Origin of the sequence: Methylobacillus sp., from assembly GCF_036844465.1 — a bacterium.
Lineage (GTDB): Bacteria > Pseudomonadota > Gammaproteobacteria > Burkholderiales > Methylophilaceae > Methylobacillus.
The window spans coordinates 311,745-329,842 of sequence record NZ_DAIUFW010000002.1 but is presented as its reverse complement, the minus strand read 5'-3'; the positions used below and the strand labels follow the sequence as shown (position 1 = coordinate 329,842).

18 protein-coding genes are annotated in these 18,098 nt (G+C 53.1%); 10 read left to right on the top strand and 8 right to left on the bottom strand.

Annotation, left to right across the window (positions count from 1 at the left end):
• The first annotated feature begins 37 nt into the window (after positions 1–37).
• A complete protein-coding gene (gene glgA, locus V7Z75_RS03930) occupies positions 38–1,492 on the top strand; it encodes a glycogen synthase GlgA (RefSeq protein WP_334107297.1) in 1,455 nt (484 codons plus the stop codon).
• A 244-nt stretch (positions 1,493–1,736) separates the two neighbouring features.
• Here glgA and orn read toward each other — a convergent pair whose 3' ends face one another.
• A complete protein-coding gene (gene orn, locus V7Z75_RS03925; RefSeq protein ID WP_334107296.1) occupies positions 1,737–2,285 on the bottom strand; it encodes an oligoribonuclease in 549 nt (182 codons plus the stop codon).
• A 104-nt stretch (positions 2,286–2,389) separates the two neighbouring features.
• Between orn and V7Z75_RS03920 the strand changes: the two genes are divergently transcribed.
• From V7Z75_RS03920 to queD, 4 genes are read left to right on the top strand one after another with little or no spacing between them, the layout of a single operon-like run.
• A complete protein-coding gene (locus V7Z75_RS03920; protein ID WP_334107396.1) occupies positions 2,390–3,643 on the top strand; it encodes a M48 family metallopeptidase in 1,254 nt (417 codons plus the stop codon).
• 10 nt (positions 3,644–3,653) lie between these two features.
• On the top strand, positions 3,654–4,517 hold the full coding sequence (rsgA, locus tag V7Z75_RS03915) for a ribosome small subunit-dependent GTPase A (protein ID WP_334107295.1): 864 nt from the start codon (positions 3,654–3,656) through the stop codon (positions 4,515–4,517).
• Positions 4,514–5,449, top strand: a complete 936-nt coding sequence (locus V7Z75_RS03910) for a histone deacetylase family protein (RefSeq protein WP_334107294.1) — start codon at positions 4,514–4,516, stop codon at positions 5,447–5,449. The genes rsgA and V7Z75_RS03910 overlap by 4 nt, the downstream gene beginning before the upstream one ends.
• Before the next feature lie 33 nt (positions 5,450–5,482).
• A complete protein-coding gene (gene queD / locus V7Z75_RS03905; protein WP_334107293.1) occupies positions 5,483–5,923 on the top strand; it encodes a 6-carboxytetrahydropterin synthase QueD in 441 nt (146 codons plus the stop codon).
• A 26-nt stretch (positions 5,924–5,949) separates the two neighbouring features.
• On the opposite strand, the gene dnaQ is transcribed toward queD, so the two are convergent.
• Genes dnaQ through V7Z75_RS03890 form a run of 3 tightly spaced genes read right to left on the bottom strand, consistent with a single transcriptional unit; the run spans position 5,950 to position 7,830 of the window.
• Positions 5,950–6,642 (bottom strand): DNA polymerase III subunit epsilon, encoded by a 693-nt coding sequence (dnaQ, locus tag V7Z75_RS03900; RefSeq protein WP_334107395.1) that lies wholly within the window; start codon positions 6,640–6,642, stop codon positions 5,950–5,952.
• 8 nt (positions 6,643–6,650) lie between these two features.
• Entirely contained in the window at positions 6,651–7,109 is a 459-nt protein-coding gene (gene rnhA, locus V7Z75_RS03895) for a ribonuclease HI (protein WP_334107292.1), read from the bottom strand.
• Positions 7,099–7,830, bottom strand: a complete 732-nt coding sequence (locus V7Z75_RS03890; protein WP_334107291.1) for a class I SAM-dependent methyltransferase — start codon at positions 7,828–7,830, stop codon at positions 7,099–7,101. Before V7Z75_RS03890 ends, rnhA begins: the two co-directional genes overlap by 11 nt.
• A 57-nt stretch (positions 7,831–7,887) precedes the next feature.
• On the opposite strand from V7Z75_RS03890, the gene gloB reads away from it, so the two are divergent.
• From gloB to V7Z75_RS03865, 5 genes are read left to right on the top strand one after another with little or no spacing between them, the layout of a single operon-like run.
• Positions 7,888–8,640, top strand: coding sequence for a hydroxyacylglutathione hydrolase (gene gloB / locus V7Z75_RS03885; RefSeq protein WP_334107290.1), 753 nt, complete (start codon positions 7,888–7,890; stop codon positions 8,638–8,640).
• A 16-nt stretch (positions 8,641–8,656) separates the two neighbouring features.
• On the top strand, positions 8,657–10,330 hold the full coding sequence (locus tag V7Z75_RS03880) for a LysM peptidoglycan-binding domain-containing protein (protein ID WP_442919863.1): 1,674 nt from the start codon (positions 8,657–8,659) through the stop codon (positions 10,328–10,330).
• Between the two features lie 37 nt (positions 10,331–10,367).
• The gene (locus V7Z75_RS03875) at positions 10,368–12,005 is read left to right on the top strand and encodes a peptide-binding protein (RefSeq protein WP_334107289.1); all 1,638 of its coding nucleotides are present in this window, start codon (positions 10,368–10,370) and stop codon (positions 12,003–12,005) included.
• Between the two features lie 52 nt (positions 12,006–12,057).
• On the top strand, positions 12,058–13,074 hold the full coding sequence (locus tag V7Z75_RS03870) for an ABC transporter permease (RefSeq protein WP_334107288.1): 1,017 nt from the start codon (positions 12,058–12,060) through the stop codon (positions 13,072–13,074).
• Positions 13,071–13,895 (top strand): ABC transporter permease, encoded by an 825-nt coding sequence (locus V7Z75_RS03865; protein WP_334107287.1) that lies wholly within the window; start codon positions 13,071–13,073, stop codon positions 13,893–13,895. Before V7Z75_RS03870 ends, V7Z75_RS03865 begins: the two co-directional genes overlap by 4 nt.
• A gap of 20 nt (positions 13,896–13,915) precedes the next feature.
• Here V7Z75_RS03865 and V7Z75_RS03860 read toward each other — a convergent pair whose 3' ends face one another.
• The 4 genes from V7Z75_RS03860 to V7Z75_RS03845 all read right to left on the bottom strand — a co-directional run bounded on the left by V7Z75_RS03860 (position 13,916) and on the right by V7Z75_RS03845 (position 18,057).
• Positions 13,916–15,676: a putative bifunctional diguanylate cyclase/phosphodiesterase gene (locus tag V7Z75_RS03860; RefSeq protein ID WP_334107286.1), complete on the bottom strand. Its 1,761-nt coding sequence runs from the start codon at positions 15,674–15,676 to the stop codon at positions 13,916–13,918.
• A gap of 389 nt (positions 15,677–16,065) precedes the next feature.
• The gene (locus V7Z75_RS03855) at positions 16,066–16,443 is read right to left on the bottom strand and encodes a hypothetical protein (RefSeq protein ID WP_334107285.1); all 378 of its coding nucleotides are present in this window, start codon (positions 16,441–16,443) and stop codon (positions 16,066–16,068) included.
• 76 nt (positions 16,444–16,519) lie between these two features.
• A complete protein-coding gene (locus V7Z75_RS03850; protein WP_334107284.1) occupies positions 16,520–17,290 on the bottom strand; it encodes an MBL fold metallo-hydrolase in 771 nt (256 codons plus the stop codon).
• The gene (locus tag V7Z75_RS03845; protein ID WP_334107283.1) at positions 17,281–18,057 is read right to left on the bottom strand and encodes a TatD family hydrolase; all 777 of its coding nucleotides are present in this window, start codon (positions 18,055–18,057) and stop codon (positions 17,281–17,283) included. The genes V7Z75_RS03850 and V7Z75_RS03845 overlap by 10 nt, the downstream gene beginning before the upstream one ends.
• Between the last annotated feature and the right edge of the window lie 41 nt (positions 18,058–18,098).

The window sequence follows — 18,098 nt, the reverse complement described above, 5'->3', positions numbered from 1 at the left end:
TGCCGTTATATTTAACGAAAAGTGAAAGATCACAATCTTGCGTATCCTTTTTGTCAGTTCTGAAGCATATCCCCTCATTAAGACTGGCGGCCTGGCAGATGTCAGCGGCTCCCTCCCCGCAGCTTTGCGTGATCTAGGCGTCGATATCCGTACCTTGCTACCGGGCTACCCGGCAGTGCTCAGCAAACTGCAAGGTGCGCGACAAATTGCCCAGCTGCATGGTTTGCCAGAGATAGGCACGGTTAACTTGCTGTTGGGCAAAATGCCAGACACCAAGGTGGATGTCATGGTCATTGAACATGCCGCCTTGTTTGACAGGCCAGGCGGGCCTTATACAAATGGATATGGTGATGACTGGGACGACAATGCCCTGCGCTTTGGCGTGCTCTCAAAATCCGCTGCCATCCTAAGCAGCCAGGATTCACCATTGAAAGACTGGGTTCCGGATATCGTGCATTGCAATGACTGGCAGAGCGGGTTGACACCCGCTTTCCTGCGCTTCTCAGCTGTACCGCATGCCAAATCCGTCATCAGCATCCACAACCTCGCCTTCCAGGGCAACTTCCCCCCCGAATGGGTGCAGCGACTCAACCTGCCTTCCCACAGCTATCAGATGCATGGACTGGAATATTTCGGGCAAATGTCTTTTCTCAAGGCCGGGATATATTATGCCGACAGCCTGACGACAGTTAGCCCGACCTATGCGCACGAAATTCAGACCGAGCAATATGGCTTCGGTATGCAAGGCTTGCTAGCCGCGCGCGGTCACGAAATTCACGGCATATTGAACGGAATCGAGATTCAGGAGTGGAATCCCGCCACAGATCCTTATCTGGCCAAGACCTACACTATCGACCATCTTGCCGACAAGAAAATTGTCAAAAAATCACTCCAGCTCCAGCTCGGGCTGGAATCAGCCCCGCACAAACCCCTGCTGGGTGTCGTCAGCCGTCTTACCCATCAGAAAGGGTTGGATATCTTCCTCTCGGTCGCGGAACACCTGATCGATAAACATTGCCAGATTGCTGTGCTGGGGGCCGGAGACCCGAGGATGGAGCAGGGATTCAGGGCATTGGCACAGCGGCACCCGCATCAGGTCAGCGTCACGATCGGTTATAAAGAACCGTTGTCGCATCAAATCATGGCAGGTGCAGACCTGTTCATCATGCCTTCCCGTTTCGAACCCTGCGGCCTCAACCAGATGTACGGCCTGCGCTATGGCACACCTCCGGTGGTCACGCGCACCGGCGGCCTTGCGGATTCAGTGCATGACAGCAACGAAACTACTATGCAGGATAATACGGCGACGGGTTTCGTCATGGACTCTGCCGACCCACAGCAGCTGCTGGACGCCGTGGATCGGGCATTGGCGTACTACCACGACCCCAGAGCATGGCGCAAAATCCAGCGTAACGGCATGAGCCGTGACCTCAGTTGGACGAAGAGCGCCCAAGCCTATCTTGATTTATACAATACGCTGGTTTACCACTAACTTTTTGGCAGCAACCGCACTGCAAACTGTTACAACTGGTAACAGTTTGCTAACCATTTTCCCGTTTGTGGCAATACTTCCGCAACACATCCCCTCTAATATAGCAAGGAATGTTAAAGCAAATGGCATGAACAAGTTTCATGCGAGCTTTCTCCAAGCTATACCTCTCCTCCTTTTCGGGTGCGCCAGTCGCACCCAATTTTTTGCCTGCTTACTCCCTATTCCGGTTTCAGCGTCCTACTGACTACTCCAGCCGGATGAAATGCTCGCGGTAATATTTGAGTTCTTCGATGGATTCGTAGATATCTGCCAATGCTTCGTGTTTGCTGCTTTTCTTGAAGCCTGCCATCAAGGCTGGACGCCAACGCCTTGCCAACTCCTTGAACACGCTCACATCCAGGTTACGGTAATGGAAATAGGCTTCCAGTTCCGGCATATAACGCGCCATGAAACGTCTGTCCTGGCAGATGGAATTGCCGCACATAGGAGATTTTCCGGCGGGCACAAACTCCTTCAGGAAATTCATCATGATTGTTGAAGCACTGGTTTCATCCAGAGTGGATGCTTTCACCTTGTCAATCAGGCCGGAGCGGCCATGCGTCCCCTTGTTCCAGGCATCCATGCCATCCAGAACAACATCTGACTGGTGCACCACCAATACCGGTGACTCACCCAGCACATTCAGCTCAGCATCAGTCACTACCGCTGCCAGTTCCAGAATACGGTCGCTATCAGGTTGCAAGCCGCTCATTTCCATATCCAGCCAGATGAGATTGTCGTTGTGTTGTGACATAATGAATTCCATTAAAATGTATTACGCATGCAAGATAAAGTGAACCTTAGCCGCATTCCTGCTTCAAAATAAACATAACATTCTAACTGATATCCAAGTAAATGATGGCTACCAATCTGACCCTCCTTTTCATTTCACTCCTGGCAATTACCACTATTATCCGTATCTGGCTGGGTCGTCGGCATGTCCTGCATATCCAGCAGCATCGCAACCGGGTACCGGATGCATTCAGCGCCAGCATCAGCCTGGGAGCACACCAAAAGGCAGCAGACTACTCTTCCACCAAGACTCGCCTGGTCCTGCTTGAAACCGTCGTGCAGGCAGCCCTGTTATTGCTATTGACAGTAGGTGGTGGCCTGCAGCTCATTGATGAAGTCTGGCGCAACATCCTGCCCAACCACGACATCATCCGCGGCAGCGCGGTCATTGTCAGCGCACTACTGGTCAGCAGCCTGGTGGATTTGCCTTTTGATTATTACCGCACCTTCGTTATTGATCAGCATTTTGGTTTCAACAAAATGACGCGCGCCATGTATTTCACAGACATGATCAAGCATGCCCTGGTCGGGCTTCTGCTCGGCGCCCCGCTGCTGTTTGCCGCTTTGTGGCTCATGCAGGGCGCAGGTGACTACTGGTGGCTTTACCTGTGGGTAGTCTGGAGCCTGTTTAACTTGCTGATGCTGGCGATTTACCCCACTTTCATTGCGCCGATGTTCAACAAGTTCTCGCCCCTGGGTGACGAACCCCTGAAACGCCGTATCGAAACCCTGCTGACCAAGTGCGGCTTCAAATCCCAAGGCCTGTTCGTGATGGACGGCTCAACCCGCAGCAGCCATGGCAACGCTTACTTCACTGGTTTTGGCGCCAGCAAGCGCGTGGTATTCTTCGACACCCTGCTTGAGCGTCTGAACGGCGATGAGATTGAAGCCGTGCTTGCTCATGAACTCGGCCACTTCAAGCACAAGCATGTCGTCAAGCGTATTGCCCTGATGTTCTTGGTCAGCTTTATCGGCCTGGCCCTGCTCGGCTGGTTGGCACAGCAAGAATGGTTTTATGCGGGCCTGGGCGTTCAACAGCCCAGCGATTACATGGCATTGATCCTATTCCTGCTGGTCAGCCCGGTGTTCTTGTTCCTGCTACGTCCCTTGCTCGCCGGCTATTCCCGCAAGAATGAGTTCGAGGCTGACGCCTATGCCGCACAGAACTCGGACGCGCGCTACTTGGTAGAAGCACTGGTCAAGCTGTATCGCGACAACGCTTCCACACTGACGCCAGATCCTTTGCATTCAGCATTCTACGATTCGCATCCGCCTGCCAGCATACGCATTACCCGCTTGATGTCCGCGACAGCACATTAAGCGCCTCCCGATGCTGATCAATGGTCTTGTCATTGCCTCTTATGGCAAGCGCTATGGCGTGGAGCTGGAAGACGGCACAGAGCTGAGTTGCGTCACCCGCGGTAAAAAAACCGACCTGGCCTGCGGCGATAGGGTCAAAGTCAAGCTGACCGGCCCCAATGAAGGCGTAGTGGAGCAGCTTGAGGCAAGAAGCAGCCTGCTCTATCGCAGCAATAGCTTCCGCAGCAAGATGCTGGCGGCAAACGTCAGCCAGGCAGTTATCGTGCTGGCAACCCAACCCAGTTTTTATGAGGAACTGCTGGCACGCTGCCTGGTTGCCGTTGAAGCCGCAGGCATCAAGGCAGTCATCGTGCTCAACAAGTGTGACCTGGGCAGTACCGGTGAAGCGCTGGGCAAGCTGCAACATTACGCAGCACTGGGCTACACCATACAGCCGCTATCCGCACGGAAAAATATTGAGCCGCTCAAGCAATGGCTACGCGGGGAAACCAGCGTATTGGTAGGCCAGTCCGGCATGGGGAAATCCACCATCATCAATGCCCTTCTGCCTGGTCAGCAGGTCAGGACCCAGGAAGTTTCCAACGTGCTCGACAGCGGAAAACACACAACAACCGCAGCCCATCTCTACCACCTGGATGCAGAAAGCCAACTGATTGACTCCCCCGGCCTGCAGGAATTTGGCCTGCACCACCTGGATGCGGATCAGCTTGAGCTCACCTTTATTGAATTCCGCCCCTATTTGGGCAAATGCCGCTTCAACAACTGCCGCCACCTGAAAGAGCCGGATTGCGCCATCCAGCGCGCTGTTGCTGAAGGCGCAATACAAGCGCAACGCCTGACCTATTACCAGCAGTTTCTGCAGGAAATCACATGACAACCGCGCTGGTGACGCATCCCGATACCCTGCTCCATGTCATGGATGGTAGGCATCCCGAGTCACCGGCCCGCATCACTGCCATCCTGGACGAATTGGCAGCTCAGAAATTACTCGATAAATTGCAACGCCACGAAGCACCGCAAGCAACAGATGAAGCACTCCTGCGGGTGCATGACGCAGCCTATGTCCGGCATATCCGCGAGATTGCCCCAAAGGCAGGTATTGTGCGGCTGGATCGCGATACCGCCATGGGCCCAATGTCATTAAGTGCTTGTCTGCATGCATCAGGCGCGGTCATCAAGGCCATTGACCTGGTCATGCAACAGCAGGCTGAAAATGCCTTTTGCTGCGTCCGCCCGCCAGGCCATCATGCAGGCAGAGCCAATGCTGCTGGTTTCTGCATCTTTAACCATATCGCCGCAGGCGCCGCCCATACGCTGGCAATTCATGGCCTGGAAAGAGTGGCAATCCTGGATTTCGATGTGCATCATGGCGACGGCACCGAAGATATATTCCGGCATGACAAGCGGGTGATGCTGTGCTCGACATTCCAGCACCCGTTTTACCCTCACCGCGGCGCAGAGACGCGCTCTGACCACATCATCAACGTTCCCTTGGCGGCGTACAGCGGCGGCAAGGTTTTCCGTGAGGCAGTCCTGCAGCATTTCGCGCCCGCCTTACAGCGTTTCAAGCCGCAATTGGTGCTGATTTCCGCAGGATTCGATGCGCACGAAAACGATCCACTGGCCCAGTTGCAGCTCACTCAGGATGACTATCAGTGGATAACGGCATTCGCCATGTCGGTCGCCGAGCATCACGCAGAAAAACGCATCGTCTCAATACTGGAAGGCGGCTATCACCTCCCATCCCTCGCCCAGTGCGCCGCTGCGCACATTCGCACGCTGGCCCGGCTTCCCGCGCTTTCATAATGTCGTCACAGGCTTTGCTGATATAATCGCGCCATGCAAATTACCACCCGTCTTGAATTTGATGCCGGTCACCGCATCCCCAGCCATAAAAGCCAGTGCCGCAATCTGCATGGCCATCGTTATGCCATGGAAATCACGCTTTCCGGCAATATCATCGAACTGGAAAATGCTTCCGACAATGGCATGGTCATGGACTTTTCTGACGTCAAGGCGATTGCCAAACGTTGTGTGGTGGATTTATGGGATCACGCGTTCCTGGTGTACAAGAACGATACGGCGGTATTGGACTTTCTGCGCAGCCTGCCAGATCACAAAACCGTCGTCTTCAATACCGTGCCGACTGCTGAAAACATGGCGGCTGAAGCCTTCAACATTCTCAAGGCGCAATATCGCGATATCTACGGCACCCAACTCAAGCTGGAGCGGGTGCGTCTTTATGAAACACCCAATAGCTGGGCTGACGCACTAGCCTGAGCTGTTTCCCCGTTATTGATTAGGGGTTACTGCGACCAGATGCAGGCGCCGCCCTTGGCAAGCGTTTGCAGATACTGATCATGCTCTGCCTGCTCAAATTCGTTTGCCGCCAGAATGCGTAAGGGCTTGTTGCGCGCGAGCTTGCTGAGTTCGCCATCAAGCGCTATTGAGCTGCTGTCCATCATATCTATCATCAGGCTTTCCTGCCCGCGCGTCATGGACATGTAAACATCAGCCAGCAGTTCCGCATCGAGCAAGGCGCCGTGCAGGGTGCGCGATGAATTGTCTATGCCGTAATGCCGGCAAAGAGCATCGAGGTTGTTGCGCTGGCCGGGACGCATTTCCTTGGCCAGCTTGAGCGTGTCGATGATTTCCAGCACGCTGTGCTCGATATTGGGCTGCTCCATGCGGCTCAGCTCGGCATTGAGGAAGCCGATATCGAACGGCGCGTTGTGGATGATGAGGTCAGCCCCTGCAACAAATTGCAGAAACTCATCCGCAATATCGGCAAACCGCGGCTTGTCCTGGAGGAATTCCAGCGTGATGCCATGCACTTCCTGCGCCGCTTCGTCAATCTCGCGGTCAGGATTTAGGTAGACATGGAAATGATTGTTGGTCAGCCTGCGGTTGATCAGCTCCACACCGGCAATCTCAATGATGCGGTGCCCTTGAGCGTGGTAAAGGCCGGTCGTTTCCGTATCGAGAAAAATCTGTCGCAAACTCATTTTTACACCTTCACCCGTCCGAGGACTTCATCCACACCTTTATTGGCCAGCGCATCCGCGCGCTCGTTGCCCGCATTGCCTGCATGCCCCTTGACCCAAATCCATTCCACTTCATGCTGCTGCACCAGGGTATCCAGGCTTTTCCAGAGATCTACATTCTTCACCGGCTTCTTGTCGCTGGTTGTCCAGTTTCTTACTTTCCAGCCATGCACCCATTCAGTGATGCCTTTTTGCACATACGCCGAATCCGTATAGATTCTCACCGGGCACTGCCGCTTCAGCGCTTCCAACGCCCGTATCACCGCAGTCAATTCCATGCGGTTATTGGTCGTCTCCATTTCGCCGCCCCAAAGTTCTTTTTCATGTCCCGCATAGGAAAGCCATGCCCCCCAGCCGCCTGGACCAGGGTTTCCCTTGCAAGCGCCATCGGCGTATATCTCGATCAAATTGCTATTGCTCATGTTGCTTTTTCTGTATATCTGCTTTTTGGGAAGGAGTCGGCAGCAAGCCCGCCTTGAATGCTGAACGGCTCCATGCGGGCTTGATCAGCCGCATGCCGATCACGCGTTTTTTCGCCAGCACGAAGTATACCCCACCCATCACCGGCCAGAACCGCGTTCCTAGCCACTCCAGCCCGCCAACATATCTCTGGAGCCGGCTATTGCGGAATGGCAGCCGATGGCAAGCCATCCTGACTTCCAGCACCTCGAAATCCAGCAAGGTCAGCCAATCCTTGACCCGTCTCAGGCTGAGAAAATTCGCATCCCATGGATAATCATCCTGGTTGCTATTAGCCAAGCGGCGCAAACCCCAGGCGCTGACCGGATTGAACCCCGTTATAGCGATATGTCCTTCCGGCACCAGCACTCGCGCGGCTTCCCGCACAGTCTGATGTGGATGGCCACTGAAATCCAGGGTGTGTGGCAGCAGCACCAGGTCCAGGCTATCCGCCTGCAAGGGAAGCTGATGCGATTCGCAGCACAGCAGACCGCCGGCAATATCCGCATTGAATTGATAAGGAATACGGCAATGACGCAACAGCGGCATTTCCAGCATGCCAAACTGCATGGCATTAAAGCCGAAAATATCCGGCACCATCGCGTCGAACAGGCGCTGCTCCTGCGCCATTAGATACTGACCCAATGGGCTGGCAAGCCATTGGTCTTTGTTCGCTGTTGACATCAAGGCCTCAACATATCATTAATAGCTCTAGTTCATTCGCCGATTCATCCAGCTCAGATGCCAGTAATTATCCCGATTCCCGCCTTCAGCGACAATTATATATGGCTAATTCACCATCAAGGCGTTGCCATCATCGTTGATCCCGGCGATGCCCAGCCTGTATTGCAGAGACTCTCAGCAATGAACCTGCGACTGGAGGCCATTCTGGTCACCCATCATCACCATGATCATATTGGTGGCGTGCAGGCGTTGATTGATGCCACATCTGCCGCAGTGTTCGCTCCTGCCAAGGAGCATTATGCATTTCCATATCAGCCGGTAAAGGCGGGGGATACGCTGGATTTTCCGGCCCTCGCGCTATCCCTATCCGTGCTGGAAGTGCCGGGGCATACCCTGGGACATGTCGCCTACTATGGCAATGGCATGTTGTTTTGCGGTGACACCTTGTTTGGCGCAGGCTGTGGACGGCTATTTGAAGGGACACCTGCGCAAATGCATGCATCCTTACAACAACTGGCCGCCTTGCCTGGCACGACGGCTGTCTATTGCGCCCATGAATATACTGAACACAATTTGGAATTTGCTCTTTCCCTGCAGCCTGAACATCAAGCGTTGCTGATTCGCCAGAAAATGACCAGAAAGCTACGTAGCCAAGGCCTACCCAGCCTACCATCCAATTTGTCGCTCGAATTGGCGACCAATCCTTTCCTGCGGTGCCACGAAGCTGAACTGGCCGCCGCATCAGGCAGCTCAAGCCCCGATCCCATCCAGGTATTTGCCGCTATTCGGGAGCTGAGAAATCATTTTTAATCATTGAGATAGTTGAATGACCTCAAGTAAGGTGTTTATTTCTGCCATAGACTTGACGCCATATTCCATCATTCGCTACTATCTAGCACCCGAAGCCTCCCGAGATTTGCGCATGACTGTAAAGTCCCTGCTGAAGCTGGTATTGCTGGCCTTTCCCATTGCGACAGTCCCTGCAGCCTACGCTGTCACTAATGTGGTCGGCGATGAAATCGTCATTCTCGGAGACTATCCCAGCGACGATGTCGCAGGTTACATGCCTGACGGCATCAGTTTACAGAGCCAGGAAACCCTGGATACTTCCGATCTATGGCAACGCATTCGCGACGGTTATGGCATGCCGGAATTGCAATCAGCCAAAACCAGTACGCATGAAAACTGGTATTCCTCACGCCCCGATTACGTCAAGCGCATGGTGGATCGCAGCCAGCGCTATCTCTATTACATCGTCGAAGAAGTGCAGAAACGTGGCATGCCGACGGAAATCGCCCTGCTGCCCATGATTGAAAGCGCCTTCAACCCACAAGCGCTTTCACGCAGCAGCGCTTCAGGCATCTGGCAATTCATCCCATCCACCGGCAAGAACTTCGGCCTCAAGCAAAACTGGTGGACGGATAGCCGACGCGATGTCACCGCCGCCACCAACGCAGCGCTCAACTACCTACAAAAGCTCTATGTCATGTTCGGCACCTGGGATCTCGCCCTGGCCGCCTATAACGCCGGTGAGGGCACTGTCAGCCGCGCCATTGCCCGCAATCGCAGCCTGGGCCTGCCTACGGATTATCAGAGTTTAGAACTGTCTGATGAAACCAAGAATTACGTGCCCAAGCTACAGGCCGTCAAGAACATCATGACAGACCCGCAGCGTTATGGCCTGAATATCCGCAGCATCCCCAACCGCCCCTACTTCGCCAAGGTCACGGCACCGCAACAGATAGATGCAAAACTCGCAGCAGACCTGGCTGAAATCTCCTACGAAGAATTCGCCTCGCTGAACCCCGAATATAATCGCCCGGTGCTCACCGCCAATGGTAGCGTGCATGAAATCCTGCTGCCGATCAGCGCAGCCGAGGTGTTTACCAACAACCTGGCGGCTTATGACAAGCCACTGGTCAGTTGGCAAACCTACTATGTCAAGCGCGGCGAGCGCATGGACAATATCGCCCGGAAATTTGGCATAGACCCAGCAAAACTTAAAGTCATCAATGGCTTGAGCACCGCCAATATCATCGCCAGCAACACCGCGCTCCTAGTGCCTGCACAACCGGATATTCAGGAAAGCGCCATCGTAGCGGATGACCATGACTTGCCAGTAGCTGCTGTTGCCTCTGCCAATCCGCTGCCAAGCGCAATCAAGCATACGGTGAAAAGCGGCGATACCATCAATAGCATCGCCAAACGTTATAACCTCAGCTCTCAGCAACTGATGAGCATGAATGGTCTGAAATCCTCCGCGCTGAAACCAGGCCAGAGCCTGTCCATTGTCGTTTCATCCAAGGCAGTAGCCACAGCGTCACCATCCAAGAAAACTCCTGCTAACAAACATTATGTAGTCAAGCGCGGCGATACACTGGATAGCATTGCTCGAAAATTCGCCATCCCCAGCAAGGATTTGAAGCGCTGGAACAACATCAGTGGATCACGCATCGTGCCTGGCAGCAAACTGACAGTTTCCCGTCCAGACGAGGCTTGAGGGCGCTTTTTCCGTGGGTTTCACTCCCCTTCTCCCCATGCGGTTTTTATCTTTTGCGCTCACGGTACTGCTGACTGCTTGCCTAACGGCATGCGGCTCATCCGCAGTTGAGCAGGTTGCGGATTACGACCGCGACTATCCACCGGAAGATGGCGGCACCATGATCGACGCCACGCGGGGCGAGCCGAGCGGACTTGTTCCTATGCTCGCCGGTGAGGCAGCAGCATCCGCCGTTGCGCAACATATTTTCAGCAGCCTGCTGCGTTATGACAAAAATCTGGAATTCGAGGGACAGCTGGCAGAGTCGTGGCAAATCTCCCCGGACCAGAAAGTGATTACCTTCAAGCTCAAGCCAAATCTAAAATGGGCTGATGGCAAACCGCTCACCAGCGCAGATGTCCTGTTTACCTGGAAGCTCATCACCGACGAGAAAACCCGCACCCCATACGGCTCCGACTACAAACTGGTTGTCAAGGCCGAAACGCCCGATGCCCGCACCTTCAGAGTCAGTTATGCCGAACCTTACGCGCCAGCCATCAATTCCTGGGCCGGGCTGGACATCTTGCCCAAGCACCTGCTTGAGGGCAAGGATATCAATACCAGCCCATTTGTCCGTAATCCGGTGGGCAGCCATTATTACAAATTGGAGAAATGGCGGCCCGGCGAACAGGTTTCACTGGTGCGCAACCCGCTATCTACACAAGGGCCAGCGCATATAGAACGCCTGGTCAGCCGCTTTATCCCAGACGAAGCCTCGCAATTTCTGGAACTGATGGCCAACAATATCGACACGATGGCCCTCTCTCCGGTGCAATATGCCCGCATTTTCCCAGCCCGGCCTGAACTACAGAAGAAATTCGCACTTTACAAGGAGCTGGGCAACAATTACACCTACCTTGGCTTCAACCTCAAGCACAAGCCATTCGATGACATCCGCGTCCGCAAGGCCATCAACTATGCCATCAACAAGCAGGAACTGATCGATGGCGTATTGCTAGGCATGGGTGAGCCCGTTGCATCCCCTTACAAGCCTGGCACCCGCTGGAGCAACCCAAAACTCAAGCCTTATAGCTACGATCCGGACAAGGCGCGCGCCTTGCTTGAAGATGCCGGGTTCAAGAAAAACCGTGACGGCATCCTAGAGCGCAACGGCAAGCCGCTCTCGTTCGAGATTCTCACCAACCAGAACAAGCAGCGTGAAATGAGCGCAGTGCTCATCCAGCGCAGACTGAAGGAAATTGGTATCGACGTCAGAATACGCGTGCTGGAATGGGCAAGCTTTATCAGTCGCTTCATCAAGACCGGTGATTTCGATGTCGTCCTGCTGGGCTGGCAATTGGCCATTGATCCGGATCAGTATGCCATCTGGCATTCGTCACAACAGGAGCCGGGCCAGTTCAACTTTCTCGGCTACAAGAACCAGCAGGTTGACCGCTTGCTGGAACGCGGCCGCATGGAACTCAACCCGGACAAGCGCATGCGCATTTACCATGAATTTGCCGAAATTCTGCTGGAAGACAGCCCTATCGTATACTTGTTTGCAGGCTATGGTTTGCAAGCCATGCACAAGCGCGTCAAAGGCATAGAGAACCCTGCCCCGCCAGCCGGGATAGGATACAACTCCCATGAATGGTATATCCCCAGGCCGTTGCGGCGCACGGAGATCAGCCAATGATGCCGATGATTGTCCGCACCTGCGGTGATTGGTCTTGCCGGAAGAGCAGCGCATGTTGAAATATCTGTTGAAACGACTGTTCTGGATGGTGCCGCTATTGATCGGCATCAGCCTGATTTCATTTCTTATCATTCATCTCGCGCCAGGCGACATCACCACGACGACAGATTTCGATCCCAAGGCCAGCGAGGAGTCGCGCCAGAAGCTGCGCGAGCTATATAACCTGGACAAACCCGTGATCGTGCAATACGGCTTATGGCTGCAACGCATGGTCAAGCTGGATTTCGGCACCTCCTTCGCCTCGCACCAGCGCCCTGTTTTCTGGAAGACCAAGGACAAGGACGGTAACGTCACACCGGGTATGATCCAGGAGGCTCTGCCAATCACCCTGCTCATCAATGTCTTGAGCCTGGGGTTGATCATCATCATTGCGCTGCCGCTCGGCGTGATCTCGGCTTTGACCCAGAATCGATTGCCCGATCGCGCCATTACCCTATTTGTCTTCATCGGGTTTGCCATTCCCGGCTTCTGGCTCGCGCTGCTGTTGATGTACTGGACCGGCGTTGTCAACGACTGGCTGCCGATCTCGGGTTTGCATAGCCTGGGCGCGGAACATATGCACTGGCTGGCCTATGCCTGGGATGCCTTGAAGCATCTAGCATTGCCTGTGCTGATTTCCGCCCTGAGCGGGCTTGCAGGCATTGCCCTGTTCGTGCGCAACGGCATGCTGGACGTCCTGCACCAGGACTACATCACCACCGCGCGCGCGAAAGGCCTACCGGAAAATACCGTCGTGTACGGGCATGCGCTGCGCAATGCCCTGCTGCCGCTCATCACCATCTTCGGCCTGGCGATTCCGGGGTTGATTGGCGGCTCCGTGATTGCCGAATCGATTTTTGCTATCCCCGGCATGGGCAAGCTGTTCTATGATGCCGTGCTAATGCGGGATTTCCCCGTCATCATGGGCATATTGACCATAGGCTCCGCATTGACGCTGCTGGGTAACCTGCTCGCCGATCTGGCCTATGCCTGGGCAGATCCCCGCGTACGCCGTGGAGTCATGCAATGAAGCGCGCGCTATCAAATCCATTGGCCCTTTCCGGCTTCATCATTATTTCCGGCATCCTTCTACTGGCGCTGTTCGCGCCGTTGATCGCGCCGTATGAGCCAGATGCCATTGATGTTCAGGCCATCCTGCTTAGCCCTTCTTCCAACCACTGGATGGGTACGGATGCGCTGGGCCGCGATGTATTCACGCGCATGTTATATGGCGCCCGTATTTCCCTGCTGGTCGGCTTGGTGGCGGTGGGTATCGCCACAGCTATCGGCATCGTGTTGGGAGCAATTGCGGGCTATTATCGCGGCTGGGTGGATATGATCATCATGCGGGCGGTCGATGTCATGTTGTCTATTCCGACTTTCTTCCTGATTCTGGCGGTCATTGCATTCTTAACGCCGTCGATCTGGAATATCATGGTCATCATCGGCCTGACGTCCTGGATGGGGGTCACCCGCCTCGTGCGAGCTGAATTCCTCAGCCTGCGCAACCGCGAATTCGTCATGGCTTCGGAAACCCTGGGTGCCAGCGACAAGCGCCTGATTTTCAAACACTTGCTGCCAAATAGCATGACGCCGGTGATCGTCAGCTCGGTGCTCGGCGTCGCCAGCGCAGTGCTGATCGAATCTGGGTTGAGTTTTCTGGGACTAGGTGTGCAGGCACCGCAAGCGTCATGGGGCAATATTCTCACTGACGGCAAGGAATATATTCAGTTTGCCTGGTGGCTATCGCTATTTCCTGGCCTTGCCATTCTGATCACTGTGCTGGGTTACAACCTGCTGGGTGAAGGCCTGCGCGATGTCTATGACCCGCGCTCGTCGCAATCACGCTAGCAGATTGAGATTAAATTAACTCAGAGCAAGCGCTGGAATTCATCCAGGGATAATGGCCTGGAGAAAAGATAGCCTTGGAATGCCCTACAACCATACTGTATAAGCATTTCCATCTGCTCTTTAGTTTCCACGCCTTCCGCAATCACTTCCAGATCCAGCGCTGCCGCCATCGCGATAATGGCTTTCACAATCACCGCATCATTAGCATTGTTTACAATATTGCCCACAAAGCTGCGGTCTATCTTGAGCTGGTTCAGCGGCAAGCTCTGCAAATGCACCAATGAGGAATAGCCGGTGCCAAAATCATCCATGGCAAAGTGAATTCCAAGTTGCTGCAACTCCAGCATTTTCCTGACGTTGTCCGAAGTACCTTCCATAATGAGACTTTCCGTCAGTTCGAGTTTCAGCCGCGATGGATCGATTCCGGTTTCTTCTAATATTGCCTTGACCTGAGTTACAAAATCTTCATGACACAACTGAAGAATACTGATATTGACTGACAATATCAGGTGGCGGGTAAACTCATGCTGCTCCCATGCCTTGAGCTGCTGACAGGCGGCTTTGAGCACATAATGGCCAATAGGCCGGATAAGCCCGGTTTCCTCGGCAAGCGGGATAAATTGCGCAGGCGATACCAGTCCACGCTCTGGGTGCTGCCAGCGCAGCAGAACCTCGGCGCCATAAGCATGCTGTTCTGCATCTACCTGGATTTGATAATAAAGCAGAAACTGGTTCAGGCTGAGCGCCATGCGTAAATCTGCCTCAAGCTCCGCCTTGCGTTCTATCATCTCCTGCAAATGGGGATCAAACAGGCAATAGGTATTCTTCCCAGTCTGCTTGGCTTGATACATCGCCGTATCCGCTCGGCGCAAAACCTCATGGATATTGTCTGCGCCATTGAAGATAGTAATGCCGACACTGGCAGTGCAATGATAATGGTAGCCCTTGAGTTCATAGGTATGGCTGATCGCCTGGCATACCTTTTCCGCAACACATAAAGCATCTTTTGTCGCCAGTTCCTCGTCCGTACTGATGTTTTCCAGCACTACAAGAAACTCATCCCCACCAAACCTGGCGACCATGTCATTTTGCCGCACCGAACTGCGCAGGCGCGCGGCAACCTCCGTCAGCAACAGGTCGCCGAAATCATGTCCCTTGGTATCATTCAGCGTCTTGAAGTTATCCAAATCGATGAAGAAAATAGCACCATAATCTTCATGTTTCTGACCATTTGCCAATGCCAGCGCGAGCTGATCCATCAACAAACGCCGGTTGGGCAAATGGGTCAAGGGATCATAGAAGGCCAGACGATAGATATTTTCATTGGCTTCTTTCTGCTGGCTGACGTCAGTAAAAGTAGCCATGTAATTGGTGACGTGATTATGGTCATCGGTGATCGCCTTGATCGTCAACAGCTTGGGATAAATAGTGCCGTCCTTGCGCTTGTCCCAGACCTCACCCTGCCAATAATGATGCTCCCGCAATTCAGCCCACATCTTGCGATAAAAGGCTGCATTCTGTCGCCCAGACTTCAATAGTGAAGACGTCATTCCCAACACCTCATCCTCGCGATATCCGGTCAAGCGGGTGAATGCGCTATTGACCTTGAGAATGATATTGTTGGCATCTGTCACCAGGATGCCATCCTGACTTTCAAATGCGTGCCGCGTAATCCTGAGCTCACTCTCGGTTTCTCGCAGGCTTCCCCTCAAGTCAGCAACCTCTTGCTGCAATAGGTCGTATCGATCCTGCAACGACATGCTGGGTAGCAAGCGTTGCATCAATCCACATAGCCATTGTTGCCATATAGAACCCTGTGAGCAGCAAATCGAGTTATCAACTGACACAAGCTGCTCCTGTTACCAATACTCCCCATAAAAACGCCATTTCATCACTTCCCATTTTATTATTTGTGATAAGAAAGCTCACTGTTTATCAAGTTAATGACTTTGATTAACCTATTGAGCCCTTAGCATTTGTTGTCAGTAACATTAATTTTTTGACCGAAGATCAATATTAAATTGACAATATGATAAAGTAAAATCCATTTTTAAAGAACCAGTTAAACCAGTTATAGTAAATCACGTTTATTCATGTGATATAGCGGAAATATAAAAACCCTTCCATCCATTTGAATAAAATAATAAAAGCCGGGAATTCCCGGCTTTTATTATTTGCTATTAAAAAATGCGACATTCACACATCGATCATTGACGAAAACCAGTTCGATGGATTTGTAGGTCCGCTTCTCATCGTATCTCACGATATCCTTGTAGTACCACATCTCAACCTGGTCAGGCTTGCCTTTACTATCGACAGGCCGCCCAAGCACATTGGAAGCATTGCTTGGTTTCACCGATTGCTCTTTCTTGACTGGCTGACCCAGCTGTTTCGCCACCTCATCGCGGGTTTTATTGCTGAAAGCCCTTAGAAACTCTTGTTCGCTGTAAACCGTCTCTTTCTTGGGCTCAGCCATGGCTGGCGTCGTCATCATGACAGATGCAACCATGACGCCGACGATCACCAAGCATTTTTTGTATAAAGCCATTCAACTACTCCTTCTTCCTCTGTATGAATCACCATACCCGATCAGCCTTATCAAGACTGTCTGGCCTTATTTATAATCAACAATCTGCTATCTCAAGCTGCAGGCCATCATACCCTACATGAACGGATGACGGCAGTTTTTCGCTGACTTCCACATACTCCATTTCGTGGGTCATATGAATGAGATAGGTACGCTTCGCGCCGATGATGGCTGCCTGCTCCAGACTTTGCGCCAGGCTGAAATGGGTATAATGCGGTTCATGGCGCAGGCAATCCAGCAACAAGACATCCAGATCATGCAGCAACTCCATCGACGTGGCAGGAATAGCGGAAACATCGGTGAGATAAGCCAGCTTCCCTATGCGGTAGCCATACATCTCTAACCTCCCATGCAGCACCGGCACTGGTATCACCTCAATACCAAACAGGTCAAATGGCTGTTCCACCGGGTTAACGCTCAATATGGGTAAATCCCAATAATCCATCGGCTCGCGGATAGCGTAGCCGAACTTGCTGACAATATGCTCCATCGCATCCGGCTTGCCGTATAGCGGAATCTGCTGCCGCTGCCTTTGGCAAAAGGCGCGTAAATCATCAATGCCATGCAGATGATCCGCATGCGTGTGTGTATAAAGCACGGCATCGACATGCGTGATATTCTCGCGCAGTGCCTGCGACCTCATATCGGGACCGGTATCGATCAGGATGTTTTTGCCATTGTCCAGCGTGATCAACGAGGAGCAGCGGCTGCGCTTGTTTTTGGGATTATCAGATTTACAGGTGGCGCACTGGCAGCCAATCACGGGGGTTCCCGAGCTGGAGCCGACCCCCAGCACGGTCAGGCGCATGGCTGCGCCGCCTTGAACAGGCGGAAAAAGTTGGCCGTTGTCGCCTGCTCGACCTCCTGGTAAGAAATATCGCGAAGAATGGCAATTTCCTCTGCCACATAGCGCACATAGGCAGGCTGATTCAGTTTGCCGCGGAACGGCACGGGAGCAAGATAAGGAGAATCGGTTTCAACGAGGATACGGTCCAGCGGTATTGCTTTGGCGACCTCTTTCAATGCCACGGCGTTCTTGAAAGTCAAGATGCCCGAGAACGAGATATAAAAGCCCAGCTCGATTGCCGCCAGCGCCACTTCCAGGCTTTCAGTAAAGCAGTGCATGACGCCGCCTACTTGCTCGGCATGCTCTTCGCACATGATGCGCAAGGTATCTTCTGCAGCATTGCGCGTATGAATTACCAAGGGCTTCTGTGCGCGAATCGCCGCGCGGATATGAGTGCGGAATCGCTCGCGCTGCCATTCCAGATCGCCTGTGAGGCGGAAGTAATCCAACCCGGTTTCGCCGATCGCCACAACCTTGGGATGAGCTGCCAACTCAACCAGGTGATCCTCGGTAAATTCAGGCTCATCTTCATAATCGGGATGCACGCCTACTGATGCATAGAAATTGTCATAAGCCGCTGCGACGGCCAGCACATCAGGAAAATCCGGTAAGGTCACAGAAATACACAAGGCATGTCCGACCCTCTCCTCCTGCATCGCAGCACGCAATGCCTGCATATTGTTACGCAATTCAGGAAAATTCAGGTGGCAATGGGAATCAACAAGCATAAAACTTAAAAATCAAATAATTGAACAATATATTCAGGTAA